The organism is Fischerella sp. JS2, assembly GCF_032393985.1.
In the GTDB taxonomy this organism is placed as follows: domain Bacteria; phylum Cyanobacteriota; class Cyanobacteriia; order Cyanobacteriales; family Nostocaceae; genus Fischerella.
The window spans coordinates 2,095,989-2,115,575 of sequence record NZ_CP135918.1; the positions used below are offsets into that span (position 1 = coordinate 2,095,989).

Consider the following 19,587-nt stretch of genomic DNA (forward strand, 5'->3'; position numbering starts at 1 on the left):
TAATTAAGAGTTGCTAAGAAAAAACAGAGTAAAAAGGTGATGAATTGTGTAGAAAATTTAGCCAATACTATTAAGGAAATGGGGAACAGGGAACGGGTAACCGGTATTTTCATCCTTGATTGTGGGATTTTTCTGTGATTGACAGTACTCTGTCAAGTTCGTAATTAGCGCTTTAGGGCTAAAGCGCTTACTACAAACCCATTTTTAATTCTCTTGTTTTTCTCTTTCTTTGCGCTCTTTGCGCCCTTTGTCGTTCGTTCCTTTGTTTTGCAAAACAAACTTGATGAAATAGTAATTTACTTACCTAAAGATGCATAGCCAAAAGTTGTATTGAACTGACGACACCAAATTGCTACAGATTTATAATCTACAAGCTTTACATTATTAGGAATAGCGTAACGTTGATTCCCACTCGTCTTTTGTAAACGAGCAATTTTGAGATAATCTTTTTCTTGAATACCAGATGTAGGAACTGTATCATTGCGGTACAGAATTACGAATAAATCAGGGCCTTTGCTAGTTTTGAAATTTTCATTGAATTCTAAATAACGCTTGCCATTCTCCGTTACAACTTTAGTAGTTCCTTGAGTAGCATGTTCCCCAGCAACAAAGGTTCCTGGTTGAATGTTAGTTCTAGCTATCGGTTGGGCTTCATTGACTGGTTGCTTGGAGTTGACATCTGTTGTACAACCTACAGTCAATAAAGTAATAATACTTATAATTGCTAAAATTTTAACTTTCATAGTTATGGTATTCCCTAAATTTATTAATAATTCCAATCAAGTACCTGACATTACGGAAAACTTTCATTTCACCTGAGAGTTTTAATTATTTCTCATCTGATAATTGCACCATTCAAGGGTAAGAGCCAGAGGCTCTAATTTTTGTTACCAGGTTGAACCTAGTAACAAGGGTTTAGAGGCTCAACCTCCTACCTGTTGTAACTCTTGCAAGATGTAAATCACGATTTCAGTAGCTAGGATGAATTACAGCGCTTTACATATAGATGGAGTACACCCATCCTAACCCTAAGCGAGATCACTTAGGGCGCGCGTAGCGCGATTGGGGTTCTTCTGTACCTCACTTAGATGAAATCTATAAGTTGTGTTCTGATCGCATCATTTTGATAATTTCCATAGAGAAGAATATTCACCTTGATAAATAATACTCATCTTCATTTGATATTTTTTTTCTATTCTTTTGCGTAATATATAAGAAGAATTTAATAAAAATATATTAGCGGAATTTTTAGAAATTTTTGGTACGTTATTACCTTTTACTAATAAAAATCTAACTTTTGGTTCAACGAGAGAACTAAGAGAAAGTATATTTATAGAATTATTACCTGCATCATTACTAATTAAAAGCGGGCGAGGAGTTTGATTAATAATATTGGCTATTTCTAGATAATTATTACCACTAAATTTACTCCACCAATTATAAGATTGAGAATATAAAGAATTGGAAAAAAAACCAATTACTATTAACAATGCTAATATTGTTTGCCAAGTTTTTTGTCGTGAAATCCCACCATTATATAGCTGTATTGCTAGGAGATAAGCCACTGCTATTTGTCCACCTAAGTAATAAGGTATTAGATCTAGTTGGCAAAACGAAACTAATAGAGGTATTGTTGGTATTGCAATTAAGCTTATAATAAATAGCCAAGTTTTTTCGTGAGTTGTACGCCAAAGGCAATAAATTGCATATCCAACTAAAGTAAAAAAAATTGGCATTATAAATATTAAATTTAAAGGCTTTAGCAGATTAAAATTTAAATCAATGAAAATATTATTTGTCTGTATTAACCAATATAGTATTGAATTAGGAAAAGATAAATTTTTAATTTTAGCATCAGTAGAAAACAAAACGGAAGATTGGTTAGCAAGTATGACCAATATCCAAGGTATAAAAATTAAAAATCCTAACAATAATGATATTAAAAATCTTTGCAATGTTTGATGCCAGCGAAATTTGGCAATTGCAGTTACATAAAACAGATGAGCTATAGCTACAAATCCACTTAATAAAAATGTATATAAACTAAGAGCTAATGTAAATGTATAAATTCCCCAGTTCAAGATATAATTTTCTTCTTTTAGCTGTATTGATTCTAACCGCAAAGCTCTGAGCAAAGCAGCACTAGATAGTAATATAGTGACTTCCCAAAGAATATATTCCTGTGCTTCTTGAGCGTAGATAATTTGTATAGGAGAGATAGCCAGAAGTGCGATCGCTATCCCAGGTAATGACAAAGGTACCTTAAATAATTCTCGACACAACCAATAAGCACAAGGAAATACTGATAAACTAATCACAGCAGATAAGCTTCTAATTGTTGTTATCGAGTCACCAAAAATTTGTACCCAAAATCTTGCTAATAGATAATAAAATGGTGGATGCTGTGGATTATCTATTGCCAATGATTTAATTGTATCTCCAAAATTTTTCTCAGGATTAAGACATTGAAACTTGGCAAAAGCTTGTTTGTTAATTATCGTACCATTAAAAATTTGTTGTCTAACTTGGATAGTTGTATAACCAGAAATACGTAGTAAAGTATCTGTTTCCCCTGGTGAATAAACTTTTCCATCAAGATTAACAAAGCGAAAAAATATACCAAATATCACAAGTACAACAATAAAAAACTGCAACCACCTGGGAGCAAGTATGAGACGTCGCATAATTATGTTTTTCTCAGAATTTGTCCAAAATTATCTAGTCAGTTAAACTATCAGGATGAAGTAATTTTGTATTATCTTTCGTTTTTTGAGAATGATCACTTCATAATTATCTAACCTGAAGAAAATTTAGCAAGTCCAATGTAATTAAGCTAACAATGAACATGAAACGCACATTTTCTGGTGCATCTTGGGAATCTCAGGTAGGCTACTGTCGAGGCGTTAGAGTTAATAACCATATCTATATTTCCGGGACTGCACCAATTGCTGAAGGGGGTGAAGTATTTGCCCCTGGGGATGGTTATGCACAAGCAAAGCGTTGTTTGGAAATTATTCAAAAAGCATTACAAGACTTAGGTACTGACATCAATTCTGTAGTTAGAACTCGAATGTTCGTCACAGATATTAGTCGTTGGGCAGAATTTGGACAGGCGCATCAAGAAGTTTTTGGTGAGAATCCACCTGCTACAAGTATGGTGGAAGTCAAATCTCTCATTGATCCGGCAATATTAATAGAGATAGAAGTGGATGCTATGTGCCTAGATAAATAAAAATATTTAGCCGTTGTTCAATCCCTATTGCCTATTACATGTTCCCTGTTCCCTTTTCTAAAAGTTAAGGGTTAAAGGGAAGCTAAAAAATTACCCCTTTAACCCTTCATTTTTTACCTTGATTTAACTTGTGCGAGAAGTCTAATTACTGTGATTAGTACTGCTGTAGCGAACTCTTGTCCCTGCCCACAATAACTTTTCTCGCAGTGTTTGGTAATAGGAGTTGTTTTCCCGGAGAATAATAAATTTGGCACGACACTCAGCCATGCGTACATCAACGCGATGTCCGGGCCAAATCGAAGTAGCTAATACCCCATCCATCCATAGCTTTGTACTCAAATCGTAATCACCCAATGGCCAAATGCTGACAACAGAACCAGGGGGTAAAACGATGGGGCGATTAGAAAGGCTCATTGGGCAAATAGGAGTAATGGTAATAGCTTCCATGCCATCATGGACAATGGGACCTGTGGCTGAAACAGTATACCCAGTAGACCCTGTAGGCGTGGCAACTATTAATCCATCGCCAACGTACTGATCGACTACTTCGCCGTCAATTTCCATCTCCAGAATAGAGGTAATCATGCGATCGGCAGAAGCAGGCTTGACACACATTTCATTTAAAGCCAAGTAGCGTTCACTCACAGGTTCCAAGTTGCTACCATGACCTTCATACACTGCTGCTTGCACCATCATACGCCGTTGGATAGCATAACGATCCTCCAACAGCCGTTCCCAAACTTTTTCCGTATCTTGAAATTCTTCCACAGACTCAGTTAAAAACCCCAAGTGACCACCCACGTTTACTCCTAAAATGGGTACACCAGCTGAGGCTAGGTGTCTAGCACCGGTTAACACAGTACCATCACCACCGAGTATCAATGCCAGGTCAATTGGTTGTCCAGCTGAAGCCAAAAATACTGGGTAAGGATTATCCTTAGGCCCGCTTGGTCCCACTAATACCTGGCATTGATGATTTTCAAGTTGCTTCGCACAAATTTCTGCCCAACGCTTACTTTGGGCATCTCTTGCTTTATAAGCAATAATTACCTTTTTAAGGTCCACAACTTTACCATTTGAGGAGATTAAACTGCTCCATATCGACAGTATCACGGTTGCGATAGATTGCCAGTACGATCGCTAGACCTACTGCTGCTTCTGCTGCCGCTACAGTGATGACAAACACAGTAAAAACCTGACCCTTAATCGCTGTTGAGTCTAGGAAGTTAGAAAAAGCCATCAAGTTTAAATTCACAGCATTCAGCAGCAATTCAATTGACATTAACACTCGCACAGCATTGCGACTGGTAATCAAACCATAGATGCCAATACAAAACAAAGCTGCTGCTAGTAACAAAAAGTACTGGAGTTGCATAAATCTTCGTAACTTCTACTACTGTTTTTGAGTTGTTAGTTGTTCAGTTATCAGTTATCAGTTATTAATCATTGTTTTTCTGGTAACTGTTTACTGTTCCTTATCGCTGCCAGCTGATACCAATTCTCTAGGGCGTTCTGGCAATGTCAAAACTGTTTGTGGCAAATCAGAGGAAACGACTTGTTCTGGTAGATACTCGCGACGTGCCAAAATAATTGCGCCTACCATTGCCATCAATAGCAGAATCGAAGCGACTTCAAACGGTAGTAAAAAGTCACTAAAGAAATGCTGACCAATAACAACTATAGGGTTGCCTACAGGAGTAGCAGTAGAATACGACCAAGGCGTTGCTAACACCATCGTACTTAACAGCGCAAATAATCCCAGACTCACCACAGCCGTTAGAGCTTTACGCACCCAAGCTGTAGGAAAGGGAACAAAATTCTGCCGCTTATTCACCAACATAATGGCAAATAAAATCAGCACGTTCACCGCGCCAACATAAATTAACAATTGCGCTGCTGCTACAAAATCAGCATTTAGCAATAAGTACAACCCAGCTATACTGACAAACACACCACCGAGCATAAATGCTGAATAGACAACGTTAGAGAACAGCACTACACCCAGCGCTGCCCCAATCATCATGACAGCTAGTATGCCAAATGAAACAACCTGTACTCCTTCCGCTAGATTCACTTTTTTTGTCCTTTGTCAATAGTCAATGGTCATTTTTCATTTGTCATTTGTCATTTGTCAATGGTATTTACAAAGGACTAAGGACAAATGACTAAATATTTACTTTTCTTGCTGTACAAGTTCTTCAGGGCGGGAACCTGCACGAGGTGCATCAGCTGGTAGATCGTGGGGATCCATAACTCCCTTAGGCAGGTAAACTAATTCACGTAGTGGAGTGACCATTGGGTCATTTGTGACCTTATAGGGAAGACGACCCATTGCTACGTTATCGTAGTTCAACTCGTGGCGATCATAGGTGGAAAGTTCGTACTCTTCTGTCATAGAGAGACAGTTTGTTGGACAATATTCCACACAGTTACCACAAAAGATACAAACACCAAAGTCAATACTGTAGTGCTTGAGCTTTTTCTTTTTGCTGGTTTTGTCAAACTCCCAATCTACTACAGGTAAGTTAATAGGACAAACCCGCACACAGACCTCACAGGAGATACACTTATCGAACTCAAAGTGAATCCTACCGCGAAACCTTTCGCTGGGAACTAATTTTTCGTAAGGATACTGTACGGTGACTGGACGTCGCTGCATATGGTCAAAGGTAACAGCAAGTCCCTGACCAATGTAACGCCCGGCTTGTACTGCTTCTTTGGCGTAATCACCAACTTGTTTGAGGAACTTTAGCATTGTTAGTGTCTACCTCTTTAGTCATTTGTTGTTTGTCATTTGTCAAAAGTCATTGGTCATTGGTTAATTAACTAATGATCAATGACTAATGACTAACGACTATCCTCCGAAGGCAACGGGAAAAGCCAGTTTCAGAGCGGCGGTTAATAGTAAATTTACTAAACCGACTGGTAATAAAAACTTCCATCCTAAGTCTAGTAGTTGGTCAATGCGAACACGGGGTACAGTCCAACGTAATAGGATGGCTAGAAAGACTAGGAAGTAGGCTTTAAGTAGGGTCATAGTGATGCCCAAGGAGGCAGTAACAACTTGCAACACCGGATTGGCTTCACTAACTCCAAACCAACTAGCTAATGTACTAATAGGAATGGGAAAATCCCAACCACCCAGGTATAAAACTGATACTAGGAGTGCTGAGAGTACGAGATTGACGTAAGAACTCAGGTAGAACAAAGCAAATTTCATCCCAGAGTACTCTGTCTGATAACCTGCTACTAGTTCTTCTTCTGCCTCCGGTAAGTCAAAAGGCAGACGTTCGCATTCAGCGAGGGCTGCTATCCAAAAGATGATGAAGCCGACTGGCTGTCGCCAAATGTTCCATCCTAAGATACCGTAGCCAGATTGTTGGTTAACGATATCAATGGTGCTGAGGCTGTTGGACATCATCGCGATCGCTAGTACTGCTAGCGCCAAAGGAATTTCGTAGCTAATTGATTGTGCTGCTGCGCGCAGTCCACCCAAAAGAGAGTATTTGTTATTGGATGCATAACCAGCCATCAACAAACCAATCGGCTGAACGCTGGACAAAGCAATCCACAAAAAGACCCCCATCCCGACATCAGTAATAAGTATATTCTGTCCAAATGGCACAATCAGATAGGACAGGAATACAGGCAAAATCACAATGATGGGGCCAAGGGTAAATAGTACTCTGTCAGATTTAGCTGGCACTATATCTTCTTTGAAGACCAGCTTCAGACCATCCGCTACAGGGGCCAGCAGACCCAAAGGGCCAATGTATTCAGGGCCAATCCGTTGCTGTGCTGCTGCTGAAATCTTCCGCTCAAGCCAAACGCAGGTCAGTACGCCCACTGTCGCACCAATAATCATTAAAATCATTGGCAGTGGCATCCAAATTGCTTTGGCTAAGTCTCCTGGGACTCCCAATTCCGTGAGGGATTGAATAAAAGTTCCTTGCAGATCAATTCCTGAATTCATGTTTGTTGCTCTTCAAGTCACCAATTCATGGTTGTTTACAACTATCTACTCTTGTTAATAACTGTAAATTTACCCATCAATAATCGTTGCCTAAACCAGGCAAAAATTTAAGATTTTTTGCAATCTCCATGCCTAGTATATCCTTGGATGGGTTTTACCTTGATCAGCCGGATCTAGAGTTTCTACTTATGGTAAGAATTGAGGAGATCGGGGAAGGGGAGTAGGGAGGTGGGGATTAGGGGAGATGGGGAGGTGGGAAGTGAGGAGAATAAAATAGTCACCAATTTCCCTTTTCCTCTTTGTCCTCCTTGTCTGCCTTGTCCTCTTTGTCTCTCCTTCCTCTATCCTTCATTTCTATCGCTCATCAATGGCTGTGTAAGGAATATCGTGCCGACCGTCATAAACCTGGGTCGGGCGGAATATGCGGTTTTCGGCGAGTTGTTCTTTCCAGTGTGCTAACCAACCTGCAACGCGAGCGATCGCAAATATCGGTGTAAACAAATCTGTAGGAATACCCAACTTCCTATACACTAACCCGGAATAAAAGTCAACATTAGGATAAATTCCTTTATGACCTAATTTTTCCTCCACCACCCGTTCCATTTCTTGGGCTATGTCATAGAATTTATCGTTACCAAATTTAGCAAATAACTGTTCTGCTAAGTTTTGCAAAATCGTCGCGCGTGGATCTTTAACTTTGTAGACGCGGTGTCCAAAACCCATTATTTTGGCTTTTTGTTGCAGCCTGTCCTCTATATAAGGACGCACATTCTCCACAGAGCCAATTTCCTCTAGCATCTGAATTACTTCTTCATTAGCACCGCCATGTAACGGTCCTCCTAAGGTTCCCACAGCACTAGCCACTACTGCATAGGGATCTGTCAGAGTAGAAGCTGTTACCCTAGCACTAAAGGTAGAAGCATTCATTGTATGCTCTGCATGTAATATCAAGCAAACATCAAAAATTCTCGCCGCTAGTGGATCTGGTGCTTTTTCGTTGAGCATATACAAAAAGTTAGCAGCGTAGTCCAAATCATCATTAGGACGTACTGGGTCGTTTCCTTTTCGCATCAACTGAAACGCTGCTATCATTGTGGGAATAGTTGCTAGCAAACGAACTACTGCATCCCGGATGTAAACCGGATTATCCAAATCACGACGTGCATAAAACAAGCCTAAAGCAGCAGCAGAGGCTTGTAGGGCATCCATAGGGTGACCGCTTTCTGGAAAGGATTTCATCATGTCGCGAATACGGTATTTGATCCGCCGATGATGGCGAACTTCATCCTCAAACGCTGCTAGTTCTTCTGCTGTTGGTAACTCACCCCAGATCAAAAGATAAGCAGTTTCCAGAAATGTGCTTTTTTCCGCTAGTTCCTCAATCCGGATGCCACGATATTCAAGTAATCCCTTTTGCCCATCAACAAAGCTAATACTTGATTGGGCAGCAGGAATGCCTTCCAAACCAGGCCTATATTCGCACACCATCATGGCAACACCATCTGATTTTTAAAGATTTGTCCAGGCTAACTTACCAGAAATTCTTGTCGCCATAACAGTAATCCCGATCGCACAAATTCTTTACGGAACTATGGAAAAACTGTTAGAGCAAGTATTTGGGTGGTGTCAACCAAAACATCTGACCGCGACCCAAAGGAGAGCCTGTTTCTGGTACCTTTACCCCGATCATACCCGCTTTTTTCAGCACCAAACGTTCCTTCGCTTCTCCCCAGACGATAATTTCTGCCCAACGGCTCAAACAGGGTTCGTGTCCAACCAAAGCCAGTCTAGTATCTGGTGCAAGATTCTTTGGCTCTAACCAGTTTACTACCCAATCGTAAATATTACCATCGGGAGCTAGATGAGTACATTCTTCTAGTTGCGAACTCAGTCCAGCAGCAGTGAGGATACCTGCTGTTTGTTTAGCTCTCACTAAGGGACTAGTAGCTATAAAATCAAAGTCCAAATCCAACTTTTTCAAACGCTGGGCAACTTTTTCTGTTTTTTGCCGCCCCTCTTTTGTTAGGCGTCTTTGTTCGTCTTTGATGTCGTCGGTTGCTACTTCTGCAATACCATGACGAATTAAATACAGTTCCACAATTTTGTCCTTTGTCATTTGTCATTTGTCATTTGTCACTTGTTTTGTACAAAAAACCAATGACTCATGACCAATGACCAATGACTATTCTGGTTGAATCGGGTTATCTTTGGGGTTAACTAATCTCAGCAGTTTTTGCTTAATTTGAGTATCGAAAACTTCCCATTTCATTTTCGCATAAGCGGAATTTTCGTTACTGCCTGATAAGAAACCCATAGGAATTTCAAAACCACCTGCGCTGGTGCGTCCACCGCCAAAAAATCGACCACTGCTATCTTGTCCAAAGGCTTCTTTGATAAACTCATCAGGGTCTAGAGTAAGTTTAGTGGTTCTCAAGGAGCCTACAACTACTTCTAATTCTTCGTCTTCATCGTGAACAATACCGTAAACTACGGCAGTGTGGACGTTTTCTTCAGTGACGAGAAAATCTGCTGCTTGAGGTATGGCGTCTCTGTCGTCGTAGCGCAAATAGCCGACTCCGGCAATGGAAAAGTTATTTTGGACGATACGGTTTTTGAGCGATCGCTCAATCACATCCATCACCCGTTTAGAACGGTTAGCTTGCAATACAGCGCTAAGTAACTGGGCATCGTAAAATTTGCTCAGATAACCTGCTGCCACAAAATCTTCTTCTTTGGCTTGCATGAGCAGATTTGTATCTGAACGCAATCCATGCATCAGAGCAGTAGCACATTTAACATGCTGGTTGATGCTGTTATCTAAGGGCAGCAATCCTGCCTGTAAGTACTGGGTAAAAATTGTTGCTGTAGCTCTAACAGCAGGACGAATATCAACAAATTCTGACTTGAGATCTCCTTGCAAATTGTGATGGTCAATTACTGCCATCAGGGGAATTCCTGCTTGTTGCACTACTGGCACTAATCCAGAAGTAGTACCTTGGTTATCAATTAAGGTATAACCTTGGTAAGAAGACAAATCCTTGCTTTTCAAGGTTGGTACTGAACACCGGATGGCTGGTAAACCAGTTAACTTGACTAAGGCAATATTTTCTTGATGGCTGAGAGTGCCAGCATAGACAATCTCACATTTAATGTCGTATTGTTCAGCAATCAACTGGTAAGCCCAAGCAGAAGAAAGAGCATCTGGATCTGGAAAGTCTTGTAAAATTACCAACTGACGCTCATGACGGTGGGCAAGCATTACTTGACGCAATTCTTCTGATTTGTGTAGCGTCACAGAATTAACGCGCTGACCTAGAGAATTGACTCCTTCAGTTGATGCTACTGTTCCGTTAGACTGCCTGAGCTGAGGAACATCTAAAGGCTCTTTGTCTATTTCTGCCTCATCCGGATTCGGTTCTGAAGTCGGATCTGTCGTCAATGGCAATCTCTCAAACTGAGTAAGGGAAGAATGAAACTGCATAGGAAATAGTTTACTTTGTGTGGCGTGAGATAAGTTCAAGGATAAAAACTACAATCAGAAAATTACTGATTTAGCCACACCATATTGATCTTCGCAAAAATCAATGAACTTGAGAATGTATATATGGGTCTATTTTTTCTACACTTTTTTGGCTGATAACCGAAGGATGCTTAATTGATAAATTTGTTGTATTTACTATACTTTTAGGAAATAAAAATTTTTACTACTTGCAATCATACCAAAATGTGTTATGATTGCAAGGTTGGTCAAAAACGGCAACAAAACTTTACAAAGCCCTGAACCAGCCTGTAAAGGGCGGTGTAGTCAACAACAAGCCGCAAAACCAACCTAGTCCACACTTGGTAAACAGCAAAAGCTACAAAAAAACTTTTACCGAATCATATCCAACAAAGGTAAATGTTAAAGCCCTATGACATACTTTTGCCACTCCTTGTGTGTTCCAGTTTTTAGGTGTTTTGTAACCTCAAAGTACAAACTGCTGTAAGGTCTTCGAGGTGGGTGGCGTAGAAGCATATGTGCTTCATGGGGGGTGCGACAACCCTTTTTAACATTGCAGCGGACGCAAGCTGTAACAATGTTTTCCCAAGAATCTCCTCCTCCACGTGATCGCGGTATCACATGGTCTAAAGTCAACTCATCTCCTGTGTAACCACAGTATTGGCAAGTATGACCATCCCGGTGCAATATATTTCGGCGTGTGAGAGGAATCTCTTTATAGGGAACCCGCACATAGTGGCGCAATCGAATCACGGTTGGAAGCGGAAAATCGGAGTAAAGAAACTTGCCATTGTGTTCTACCCGCTCTGCCTTACCCTTGATTAGCAAAACCGCCGCACGGCGCCAGCTCGTGATGTTGAGCGGTTCATAAGAGGCATTGAGTACTAAAACCTTCCCCATTGATGATTGTTCAAGGTATTAGTTTTACATATATTAACACAAATATACTCTGCTTTGGTGATGAAAAGAAATTATACTACTGAATTTATTGCCAAAATGGGGAGAAAAGTTAGATTTTTAGGACTTAATTTTTGCGCTCGCGCCAATAGTATTCAATAGTGGGCTAGTTGTTAATTTTATTGATGCCTACCTTACCAGCTTTAATTCAACTACATCCTACTATTAGCTCTTGTGCCATTGACAGGATGAGCGGTAAACTTCTGTGATTATTCTAGAATAGCTTTTAGCAACTTGAATAAATATATAAGCTGAAAGCAAAACAGTGGTGTGATAGGAGTGAACAGAATGTTAAGTCATGAGCCATCTCAGAGTGTTGCAGCTGGGCTATGCGATACTTATGCTTGGTTTTCGCAGCGTGCTTGGGTGGAAATTGATTTAGCAGCTTTGTCGCACAACGTCCAACAACTACGTCAGTTCTTATCACCACGTACCCAGCTAATGGCAGTTGTGAAAGCTGATGCTTACGGACACGGAGCAGTCACAGTTGCCCAAACTGCCTTAGAATCGGGAGCAAGTTGGCTTGGTGTTGCCACTGTTCCAGAAGGAATTCAATTACGGGAAGCTGGGGTAAAAGCTCCAATTTTGATACTAGGTGCGACTCACACACCAGAACAAATTCATGCGATCACTCATTGGCAACTTCAGCCAACACTATGCAGTCCCAAACAAGCACTAGTATTCTCTAATATCTTAGAAGCGAATAACTATACTTGTGCCATACCTGTGCATATCAAATTAGATACAGGGATGTCCCGCTTAGGAACCAACTGGCAAGAAGCCAGCAAGTTTGTTCAGCTAGTGCAGAGTTTACCGCACTTAAAAATAGCTAGTATTTATTCGCACCTAGCAACCGCAGATAGTCCTGACCAGACTGTCATGCAACTACAACACCAACGCTTTCAAGAAGCGATCGCTCAACTTCAAACATTAGGAATAAAACCACCTTGCTTGCACTTGGCAAACTCAGCCGCCACCCTGAGCGACAAAGCATTACACTACGATCTGGTGCGTGCAGGTTTAGTCATTTATGGACTTTACCCAGCTATGCATTTGCGATCGCAAATTAACCTGAAACCTGTTTTGCAAGTCAGGGCCAGAGTCACCCAAGTTAAAACTATTGCTGCTGGGACTGGTGTGAGTTACAGTTATCAATTTATTGCTAAGCAAGAAATGCGAATTGCGATTGTTGGCATTGGTTATGCCGATGGTGTCCCACGCAATCTTTCCAACAAAATGCAGGTATTAATTCGTGGTCAACGAGTACAACAGATCGGTGCAATTACAATGGATCAACTGATGGTAGATATTAGCGCCCTACCAGATATACAAGAAGGTGAAGTAGTCACGCTACTAGGTGAAGATGGCAAACAACAAATTTCTGCTGATGATTGGGCAAATCAATTAAACACTATTTCTTGGGAAATTCTCTGCGGATTTAAGCATCGATTGCCTCGTGTTGGTGTGATTTAGGTTTCCATTGTTTCCATTCAATTAGTTTCCCCAGCGAGTGGGGAGTATGGAGATCAACCCTACCATGAAAAACGAAAAAGCATTCACGTTTCCATTCAATTAGTTTTCCCTGCGAGTGGGGAGCGACAAAATCAAAAAAGAAGATGAAAAGCAGCCAATCAGTTTCCATTCAATTAGTTTCCCCAGCGAGTGGGGAGAACATACCTCCCAATCCCAAAACAGATTTTATTTGGGTTTCCATTCAATTAGTTTCCCCAGCGAGTGGGGAGATCAGCAGCTGCTTCTGCTGCGCCGGCAGGTCGATGTTTCCATTCAATTAGTTTCCCCAGCGAGTGGGGAGCCGTCAGTGATTTCCGAATACCTCTCGAATTGGAAAGTTTCCATTCAATTAGTTTCCCCAGCGAGTGGGGAGAGTCCCATTTTAAACTGTTACCCGGTAAGATTTCCAGAGCCGATTTCCGAAGTTCAGATATTTTATAGACAAAAACATCTCAATTCCTCCAACCAAAAAGGCTAAAACCCTTATCACATAAAGAACCGAAGTTCACAACACAACAATAGGCATTTGCGGAATTTGGGCTGAACTTCGGTACTTGCTTTTATTCGTTACAAATATTGCTATAGACAACTTTTATGCTATGATAAGAAACTGATGCGGATGTGGCGGAATTGGCAGACGCGCTAGATTTAGGTTCTAGTGCCGTGAGGCGTGAAGGTTCAAGTCCTTTCATCCGCACTTTAATAAATAATCAATATAAAGTGCAATATTTTTTTGTAGTTTCATCTGTGGGAAGACGGTAAAGATTACACCCACAACACCCACAAAGAAATTGATGAAAAACCATAGAGCTAGGAAATGCAAAATCCTAGCTTGTTTTTAATTACCACTCACTAGAGTATTACCTAGATGTAGCTCAAAACTAGAATTTGCAATTATTTTTGCAATTATTTTTATTGCATAATCTATAGTTACGAAAATGCCCAAAAGATAAGGCTGTTGCTCCTACAACCATAGCAAGACGCTCACTATTTTCATTTAGAAAACTCTCACCAATAAATGTGGTTGTGGTAATAAGCACCAATCCCAACACACCAGCTATGAGTACTATTCGGTCTTTATGGCGACGACATCCTTGTGTCAGAGCCAACACACTGACAGGAAAGGCAAACCACAGCAGAAGACGGTGAAAACTTTCGCGACCAATAGAGGTAGTTGCTAGTGCAGGAAGGGCGACGAGCAAAATCGGTAAAAGTAGACAATGAATGGCACACGCGGTGGAAAGTGCGATCGCAGCCCTGTCCATGACCATCTGCATTCTTCTGCTATGCACCTGTGGTACTCCTTTATGCTGATTATTTTCTATTAATCAATTGACAAAATTAGCTAAAATTTAGCATTTCGAGCAATATGCATATTCTTATAAGAATACTCTCATAAAACCAACTAATTTTAAAAGTTTTTTGACAGCCAAAGTCAATTCTTTTTGTAGTTTCTCTATTTTATTATTGTTGTTTTTAATACTTCGTTTTAACTCATCTATAAAGGTTTGGACAATCTATGTTGAAGAAAATAGTTAACCGTATAGCCTGCTAATAACTACTATGACTTCAATGTAACTAAATTGATATGAACAAGAGATGCTAAAAAACTCATACAATCTTTGTTACTCCAAAGTAACAGTAGTATTTACATATTGTTTTGTAATATTTACAGCCATACTGAAATAAAAACTAGTGTTACGAATAATATCATTCTATCGGAGTAAAATCAATGTTAAGATTTTTGTGTATTCTGTTTAACAATAAAATACTATTGTTTTCTCTATCTCCCCACTATCGAGTTTTTCCCTTTCGTAATTTTTGTAATGTGATTCAATCACATCAGCATCTCTGAACATAAATACTCAAAAACCCCACCTTAATCCTTGCCTTTAGTAAAGGGAGAGAATGAATTTATCTAGTCTTCCTCCGTTGTAGACACCCTTTACCTTATTTCCTGAGACTAAGAGGGGTTTTTCAACTATGTGGGCTACAGGGCTATTTTATGATGCACAGCCGCACACAGATTGACATTGAGTACAAACTTCACCACTTTGATGGCTGTTTGCACAAGCTTCACAGCAATAAGGTTTGCCATCTTTCATAATGGCATCCTCTATAGAAACGACACACAGGCAAGAACCACAGGCGCATTTTACTTGGCTTACGGTTGTCATAGCCTTAGCTTCTCCTTTTTTCATGAGATTATTAAGTAATTGGCAAAGCTAGCGATCGCACTATACTTTGCTCAATCACAATTACATATCAGTAATAACTGATATGTATTAATAATAAAGCTTTTTGGGACATTTTAATGATTGCTAAAACTAAAATTACTAAAACTCAAGTAAGTGATCTAAAAGTCAAACTATTTCGGGGGTTTTCTGATCACTCGCGTATGTCTATCCTGAATGCATTGCGTTCTGGGTCGTTGACTGTTAACGAAATTGTTGAGGCTACGGGACTCAGCCAATCTAATGTATCGAATCACCTTGGATGCTTGCGCTGTTGTGATTTGGTTATTCGTCAACAGCAAGGGCGTTTTGTATACTACCAACTCAGTGATGATCGCATAGCCAAGCTGCTTGATCTAGCAGATGAATTACTGGCTGATGTGGCTTTAGGTGTAAATAAATGCAACAGTTACGATTAAAGTCATATCTATGATTTTTGAAAAACTTATGAAAATAAATGATTTTATAGTTTTAGGGTGATTAATACAGCCATATGAGATTTTCATAAGTTAAATATAATTGCTATTAATTTAGTAAAAAATATTACTTATCAATCAAAGCGGAAGTGCTTTATTTTTAGTAAGATAATCAGTTTTTATACCACTTAAAATTTTATATTCTTAATTATTGAAAAGCTTAATATGTAAGCTTTATAGACTATTTCTTTCGTCAAACTATTTTGGAATTGGTATTAATTCTATACTTTAAATACAAAAGAAAATTTACATGATTTTTAAGTAGAATTACTCTTTTGAGAAAAAATATAATTATTTTAATATTTTTGCAGCAGTGAAATTAGGGTAAATTTGTGATGTGTTTATTCCCTTTAAACAGAAATTTTGCTAATATTTATGCTCTACATTTAAATATTTACCTACCTATATCCGCTACGAAAATAGGTACTTAGCAGGACTTGAGTTATTGTATTAGCTGGTTTTATCTTGACTAAGATAGTTCTTAAAAGTTTTTTATTGATATTATTAATTTTCTTTTGAATAAATTTCACTAAGATTTAAGAACCTTGTGGTTACCACAAGAAAGCATATTTGCATTTTTAGTTAATTATCTATATATTCGTTAGGCACTTTCTCTGGCTCAAAGGAGATAAGGTCTAAAGTGCTGCTTGTAAGTCTGTCTTGAGCTACAGCTTGACAGCTTGTAATTACTGTGAAATGAATAGGAGTGTTGAATTATGTTTAATTCTGTCCTTGAAAAGCATCTAGAAAATTTTATTGCACGCTATACCAAGCGGACAAAAACATCAAAATTGCTCAGACAGAATTATCGTTCAGTTCTAGCTGATACTCAATCTGCTGGTAAATTTGAAAAATTTTATTTGCCACTCAAGGAAATATATTATCCCATTGTTGGCAAGCACTCTTTGGGTTCCAAGCTATGGGATATTGATAACAATGAATATATAGATGTCAGGATGGGGTTAGGAATAAATCTTTTTGGTCATAATCCGCCTTTCATCAAAGAAGCATTAACCAAGCAAATAGAAAGAGGTATCCAACTTGGTTTGCAATCAGAATTAGCTGGTGAGGTGGCTGAGTTAATTTGTGAACTAACTGGAATGGAGCGAGTCACCTTTATTAATACAGGTACAGAAGCTGTGATGACAGCAATTCGCCTAGCACGAACAGTCACAGGTCGCGAGAAAATTGTAATATTTTCAAGTTCCTATCATGGTCATTTTGATGGAGTGCTAGTAAAAGCACAAATGATAGATGGAAATTTAAGTGTAGTGCCAACTGCTCCTGGAATTCCGCAAAGCATTATGAAAGATGTTTTGGTTTTGGATTATGGGAATCCTCAATCACTAGAAGTAATCAAAGCTCATAAGCAAGAGTTAGCAGCTGTTCTAGTTGTACCTGTACACGCTGCGAGATTCGGCTTACAACTAAAAACCTTTCTACAAAAATTAAGGCTATTAACAAAAGAATCGGGAATACCCTTAATCTTTGATGAAATGACTACTGGCTTCCGCATTCATCCAGGTGGCGCACAGGCATATTTTGATGTTGAAGCTGATATAGCCACCTATGGAAAAATCATTGGTGGTGGTATGCCGATCGGAGTGATTGCTGGCAAAGCTTGTTGTATGGATGCGGTTGATGGTGGTATGTGGAATTATGGAGATGATTCCTACCCAAGCGCAAAAACTACATTTGTTGCTGGCACTTTTTGCAAGCATCCATTAGCTATGGCTGCTGCGCGAGCTGTCCTTAAACATCTTAAAACACAAGGTTCTACCCTTCAGGCACATTTAAACCAACGCACCTCGCAATTTGTCCAAGCCTTAAATAGTTATTTAGAAAAAAATGAAGTACCTATTAGGCTAGATAGTTTTGGTTCAGCGTTCTTTGTTTATTACTTAAATAATATTACCTCGACAGTAGATGTAACAGCCAATATGAGCATGGAATTATTCCGTTATCATTTGATACACAGGGGAATTCACATTGTAGGATCATCTAGCTACTTATCTACAGCTCATACAGAAGAAGATATCAATTATATTATTCAAGCTGTAAAAGATAGCGTCACAGAACTACGTCAAGAAGGTTTACTTATTCCTGTTTCCTATTCTGAAATCGCACTGATTTGAACCAATTGAGACTAAATAGGCAGAGATAATTGAGTAATTTCTTTGGTGATCAGGGTGATGAAAGATAACAGGAAGAAAGATTTGATTAGGTCTAACTCTCCCAAGTCTAAAGGCATTTTTAATGATGAAAATGTAGATGATGAATATTTTCAACAGCGACAACTACGCCGCAGTGCAAATTGGTTGTTGCTATGGGCTTTGGGAGTTGGAGGTGTGATTTCTGGTGATTTCTCTGGCTGGAATTTTGGTTTAGAAGCAGGTGGTTTTGGAGGATTAGCGATTGCCACATACCTGATGTCGGTGATGTATATCTGCATGGTTTATAGCATTGCCGAATTATCCGCAGCACTACCTCACGCAGGAGGGTTTTTTTCGTTCACTCGCAAAGCCTTTGGTCGATTGGGCGGTTTTATTTGCGGTGTGACAATCATGATTGAATACGTGTTGGCTCCTGCTGTTGTTGTCTTTTTTATTGGTGCCTATCTGAATACATTATTTCCTAACGTGCCTGTTCCTATTTGGTGGGTACTATTTTACACAATTTTTGTGTATATCAATATTCGGGGTACAGGACTAACGCTCAAAGCAGGATTAGTGATCACTGCGATCGCCGCAGCAGTGCTGATCATTTTCTTCATCGCTGCCATATTTTCCGGTCAATTTCAGCGTGAACTACTGTTAAATATTCCCCCAGAACCAGGGAATTCAAGTTTGCTTCCCAAAGGATGGATTGGTGTGTTTCAGGCTTTGCCCTATGCTATGTGGTTTTATTTAGCGATCGAACACTTGCCAATGGCTGCCGAAGAAACTCATGATACCGCACAAGATATTCCTAAGGCCTTAATTTGGAGCATGACTACCCTCCTGATTCTCTCTTTATTTGTTTTGGTGCTAAATACCGGAGTCAGAGGCGGTGCAGCAAAAATCGGTCTATCTGCTGCTCCTTTTGCAGATGGAATTAAAGCTATCTTCGGCGAAGGTAAGGTAGCTGCAACATTAATCTTGCTAGCACTCACAGGTTTAATAGCGAGTTTTCATACTGCTATTTATTCTTATGGAAGAGTACTTTTTTCTTTATCTCGAGCTGGATATATACCGCGCTGGATTTCCATTACCAGTAAGACTCACACCCCAGCACTGGCGATAATTTTGGGAGCTTTTGTCGGACTTGTCTGTACCGCAACAATTCAGTTTGCAGGCAAGATGATCGGAGCGATGCTACTCAACATGACAGTGTTTGGCGCAGTAATTTCCTATGTCATGGTTATGAGCAGCTACATCAAATTGAAACTCACCCACCCAGATTTACCTCGTCCCTATCAAAGTCCTCTAGGAATTGGAGGTGCGATCATAGGCGGTGTATTATCGATTGTCGCTCTGTTTGCTTGCTTCTCAGATCCAGGATACAGGCCAGGAGTATGGGGAGTGACAATTTTCCTGGGTGTCATGATTTTATATTTCTTGCTCTACTCACGTAAAAAGCTAGTTGCCAGAGCGCCAGAAGAGGAAGACGCTCTACTGGTGAAAGCACTGCGAGAAATAGAGCGCTCGTAAACTTTCTTTTTATTT

General features: G+C 39.7%; 18 protein-coding genes, 1 tRNA gene and 1 CRISPR repeat array. Of the genes, 6 read left to right on the forward strand and 13 right to left on the reverse strand.

Annotated elements, in window-relative coordinates; translation table 11 throughout:
- Window positions 1–296: 296 nt before the first annotated feature.
- The gene (locus RS893_RS08775; protein ID WP_315790820.1) at window positions 297–743 is read right to left on the reverse strand and encodes a DM13 domain-containing protein; all 447 of its coding nucleotides are present in this window, start codon (window positions 741–743) and stop codon (window positions 297–299) included.
- A 375-nt stretch (window positions 744–1,118) separates the two neighbouring features.
- Entirely contained in the window at window positions 1,119–2,684 is a 1,566-nt protein-coding gene (locus RS893_RS08780) for a glycosyltransferase family 39 protein (RefSeq protein ID WP_315790821.1), read from the reverse strand.
- Window positions 2,685–2,845: 161 nt separating this feature from the next.
- Between RS893_RS08780 and RS893_RS08785 the strand changes: the two genes are divergently transcribed.
- Window positions 2,846–3,232 carry a RidA family protein gene (locus RS893_RS08785; RefSeq protein WP_315790822.1) on the forward strand — a complete coding sequence of 129 codons (387 nt, stop codon included), beginning with the start codon at window positions 2,846–2,848 and terminating at the stop codon, window positions 3,230–3,232.
- 141 nt (window positions 3,233–3,373) lie between these two features.
- Here RS893_RS08785 and RS893_RS08790 read toward each other — a convergent pair whose 3' ends face one another.
- The 9 genes from RS893_RS08790 to RS893_RS08830 form a co-directional block, all read right to left on the reverse strand.
- Window positions 3,374–4,297 (reverse strand): NAD(+) kinase, encoded by a 924-nt coding sequence (locus tag RS893_RS08790; RefSeq protein ID WP_102148923.1) that lies wholly within the window; start codon window positions 4,295–4,297, stop codon window positions 3,374–3,376.
- A gap of 4 nt (window positions 4,298–4,301) precedes the next feature.
- Complete coding sequence (nuoK, locus tag RS893_RS08795; protein WP_009457064.1) at window positions 4,302–4,607, reverse strand: NADH-quinone oxidoreductase subunit NuoK; 306 nt, start codon at window positions 4,605–4,607, stop codon at window positions 4,302–4,304.
- Between the two features lie 90 nt (window positions 4,608–4,697).
- A complete protein-coding gene (locus tag RS893_RS08800; RefSeq protein WP_315790823.1) occupies window positions 4,698–5,306 on the reverse strand; it encodes an NADH-quinone oxidoreductase subunit J in 609 nt (202 codons plus the stop codon).
- A gap of 99 nt (window positions 5,307–5,405) precedes the next feature.
- Window positions 5,406–5,987, reverse strand: a complete 582-nt coding sequence (gene ndhI / locus RS893_RS08805) for an NAD(P)H-quinone oxidoreductase subunit I (RefSeq protein ID WP_315790824.1) — start codon at window positions 5,985–5,987, stop codon at window positions 5,406–5,408.
- Window positions 5,988–6,086: 99 nt separating this feature from the next.
- On the reverse strand, window positions 6,087–7,205 hold the full coding sequence (nuoH, locus tag RS893_RS08810; protein ID WP_315790825.1) for an NADH-quinone oxidoreductase subunit NuoH: 1,119 nt from the start codon (window positions 7,203–7,205) through the stop codon (window positions 6,087–6,089).
- Window positions 7,206–7,559: 354 nt separating this feature from the next.
- Window positions 7,560–8,696, reverse strand: coding sequence for a citrate synthase (locus RS893_RS08815; protein ID WP_315790826.1), 1,137 nt, complete (start codon window positions 8,694–8,696; stop codon window positions 7,560–7,562).
- Window positions 8,697–8,808: 112 nt separating this feature from the next.
- A complete protein-coding gene (gene sixA, locus RS893_RS08820; protein ID WP_315791917.1) occupies window positions 8,809–9,303 on the reverse strand; it encodes a phosphohistidine phosphatase SixA in 495 nt (164 codons plus the stop codon).
- 84 nt (window positions 9,304–9,387) lie between these two features.
- A complete protein-coding gene (locus RS893_RS08825; RefSeq protein WP_315790827.1) occupies window positions 9,388–10,686 on the reverse strand; it encodes a bifunctional oligoribonuclease/PAP phosphatase NrnA in 1,299 nt (432 codons plus the stop codon).
- A 420-nt stretch (window positions 10,687–11,106) separates the two neighbouring features.
- On the reverse strand, window positions 11,107–11,604 hold the full coding sequence (locus RS893_RS08830) for an HNH endonuclease (RefSeq protein ID WP_102205311.1): 498 nt from the start codon (window positions 11,602–11,604) through the stop codon (window positions 11,107–11,109).
- Between the two features lie 345 nt (window positions 11,605–11,949).
- Here RS893_RS08830 and alr point away from each other — a divergent pair, with 345 nt between their 5' ends.
- Both alr and RS893_RS08840 read left to right on the forward strand, forming a co-directional pair.
- Window positions 11,950–13,134, forward strand: coding sequence for an alanine racemase (gene alr / locus RS893_RS08835; RefSeq protein WP_315790828.1), 1,185 nt, complete (start codon window positions 11,950–11,952; stop codon window positions 13,132–13,134).
- A 9-nt stretch (window positions 13,135–13,143) separates the two neighbouring features.
- A CRISPR array of direct repeats spans window positions 13,144–13,546; the repeat unit is 36 nt; unit sequence GTTTCCATTCAATTAGTTTCCCCAGCGAGTGGGGAG.
- Window positions 13,547–13,788: 242 nt separating this feature from the next.
- Window positions 13,789–13,870 (forward strand) — tRNA-Leu (locus RS893_RS08840).
- Between the two features lie 184 nt (window positions 13,871–14,054).
- Here the strand turns inward: RS893_RS08840 and RS893_RS08845 are convergent.
- Window positions 14,055–14,465: a MerC domain-containing protein gene (locus RS893_RS08845; protein ID WP_315790829.1), complete on the reverse strand. Its 411-nt coding sequence runs from the start codon at window positions 14,463–14,465 to the stop codon at window positions 14,055–14,057.
- Window positions 14,466–15,176: 711 nt separating this feature from the next.
- Window positions 15,177–15,350: a metallothionein gene (locus RS893_RS08850; RefSeq protein WP_315790830.1), complete on the reverse strand. Its 174-nt coding sequence runs from the start codon at window positions 15,348–15,350 to the stop codon at window positions 15,177–15,179.
- Window positions 15,351–15,487: 137 nt separating this feature from the next.
- Between RS893_RS08850 and RS893_RS08855 the strand changes: the two genes are divergently transcribed.
- The 3 genes from RS893_RS08855 to eat all read left to right on the forward strand — a co-directional run bounded on the left by RS893_RS08855 (window position 15,488) and on the right by eat (window position 19,572).
- Complete coding sequence (locus RS893_RS08855; RefSeq protein WP_315790831.1) at window positions 15,488–15,826, forward strand: metalloregulator ArsR/SmtB family transcription factor; 339 nt, start codon at window positions 15,488–15,490, stop codon at window positions 15,824–15,826.
- Window positions 15,827–16,599: 773 nt separating this feature from the next.
- Entirely contained in the window at window positions 16,600–18,018 is a 1,419-nt protein-coding gene (locus RS893_RS08860) for an aspartate aminotransferase family protein (protein WP_315790832.1), read from the forward strand.
- 57 nt (window positions 18,019–18,075) lie between these two features.
- A complete protein-coding gene (eat, locus tag RS893_RS08865; RefSeq protein WP_315790833.1) occupies window positions 18,076–19,572 on the forward strand; it encodes an ethanolamine permease in 1,497 nt (498 codons plus the stop codon).
- The last annotated feature ends 15 nt before the right edge of the window (window positions 19,573–19,587 follow it).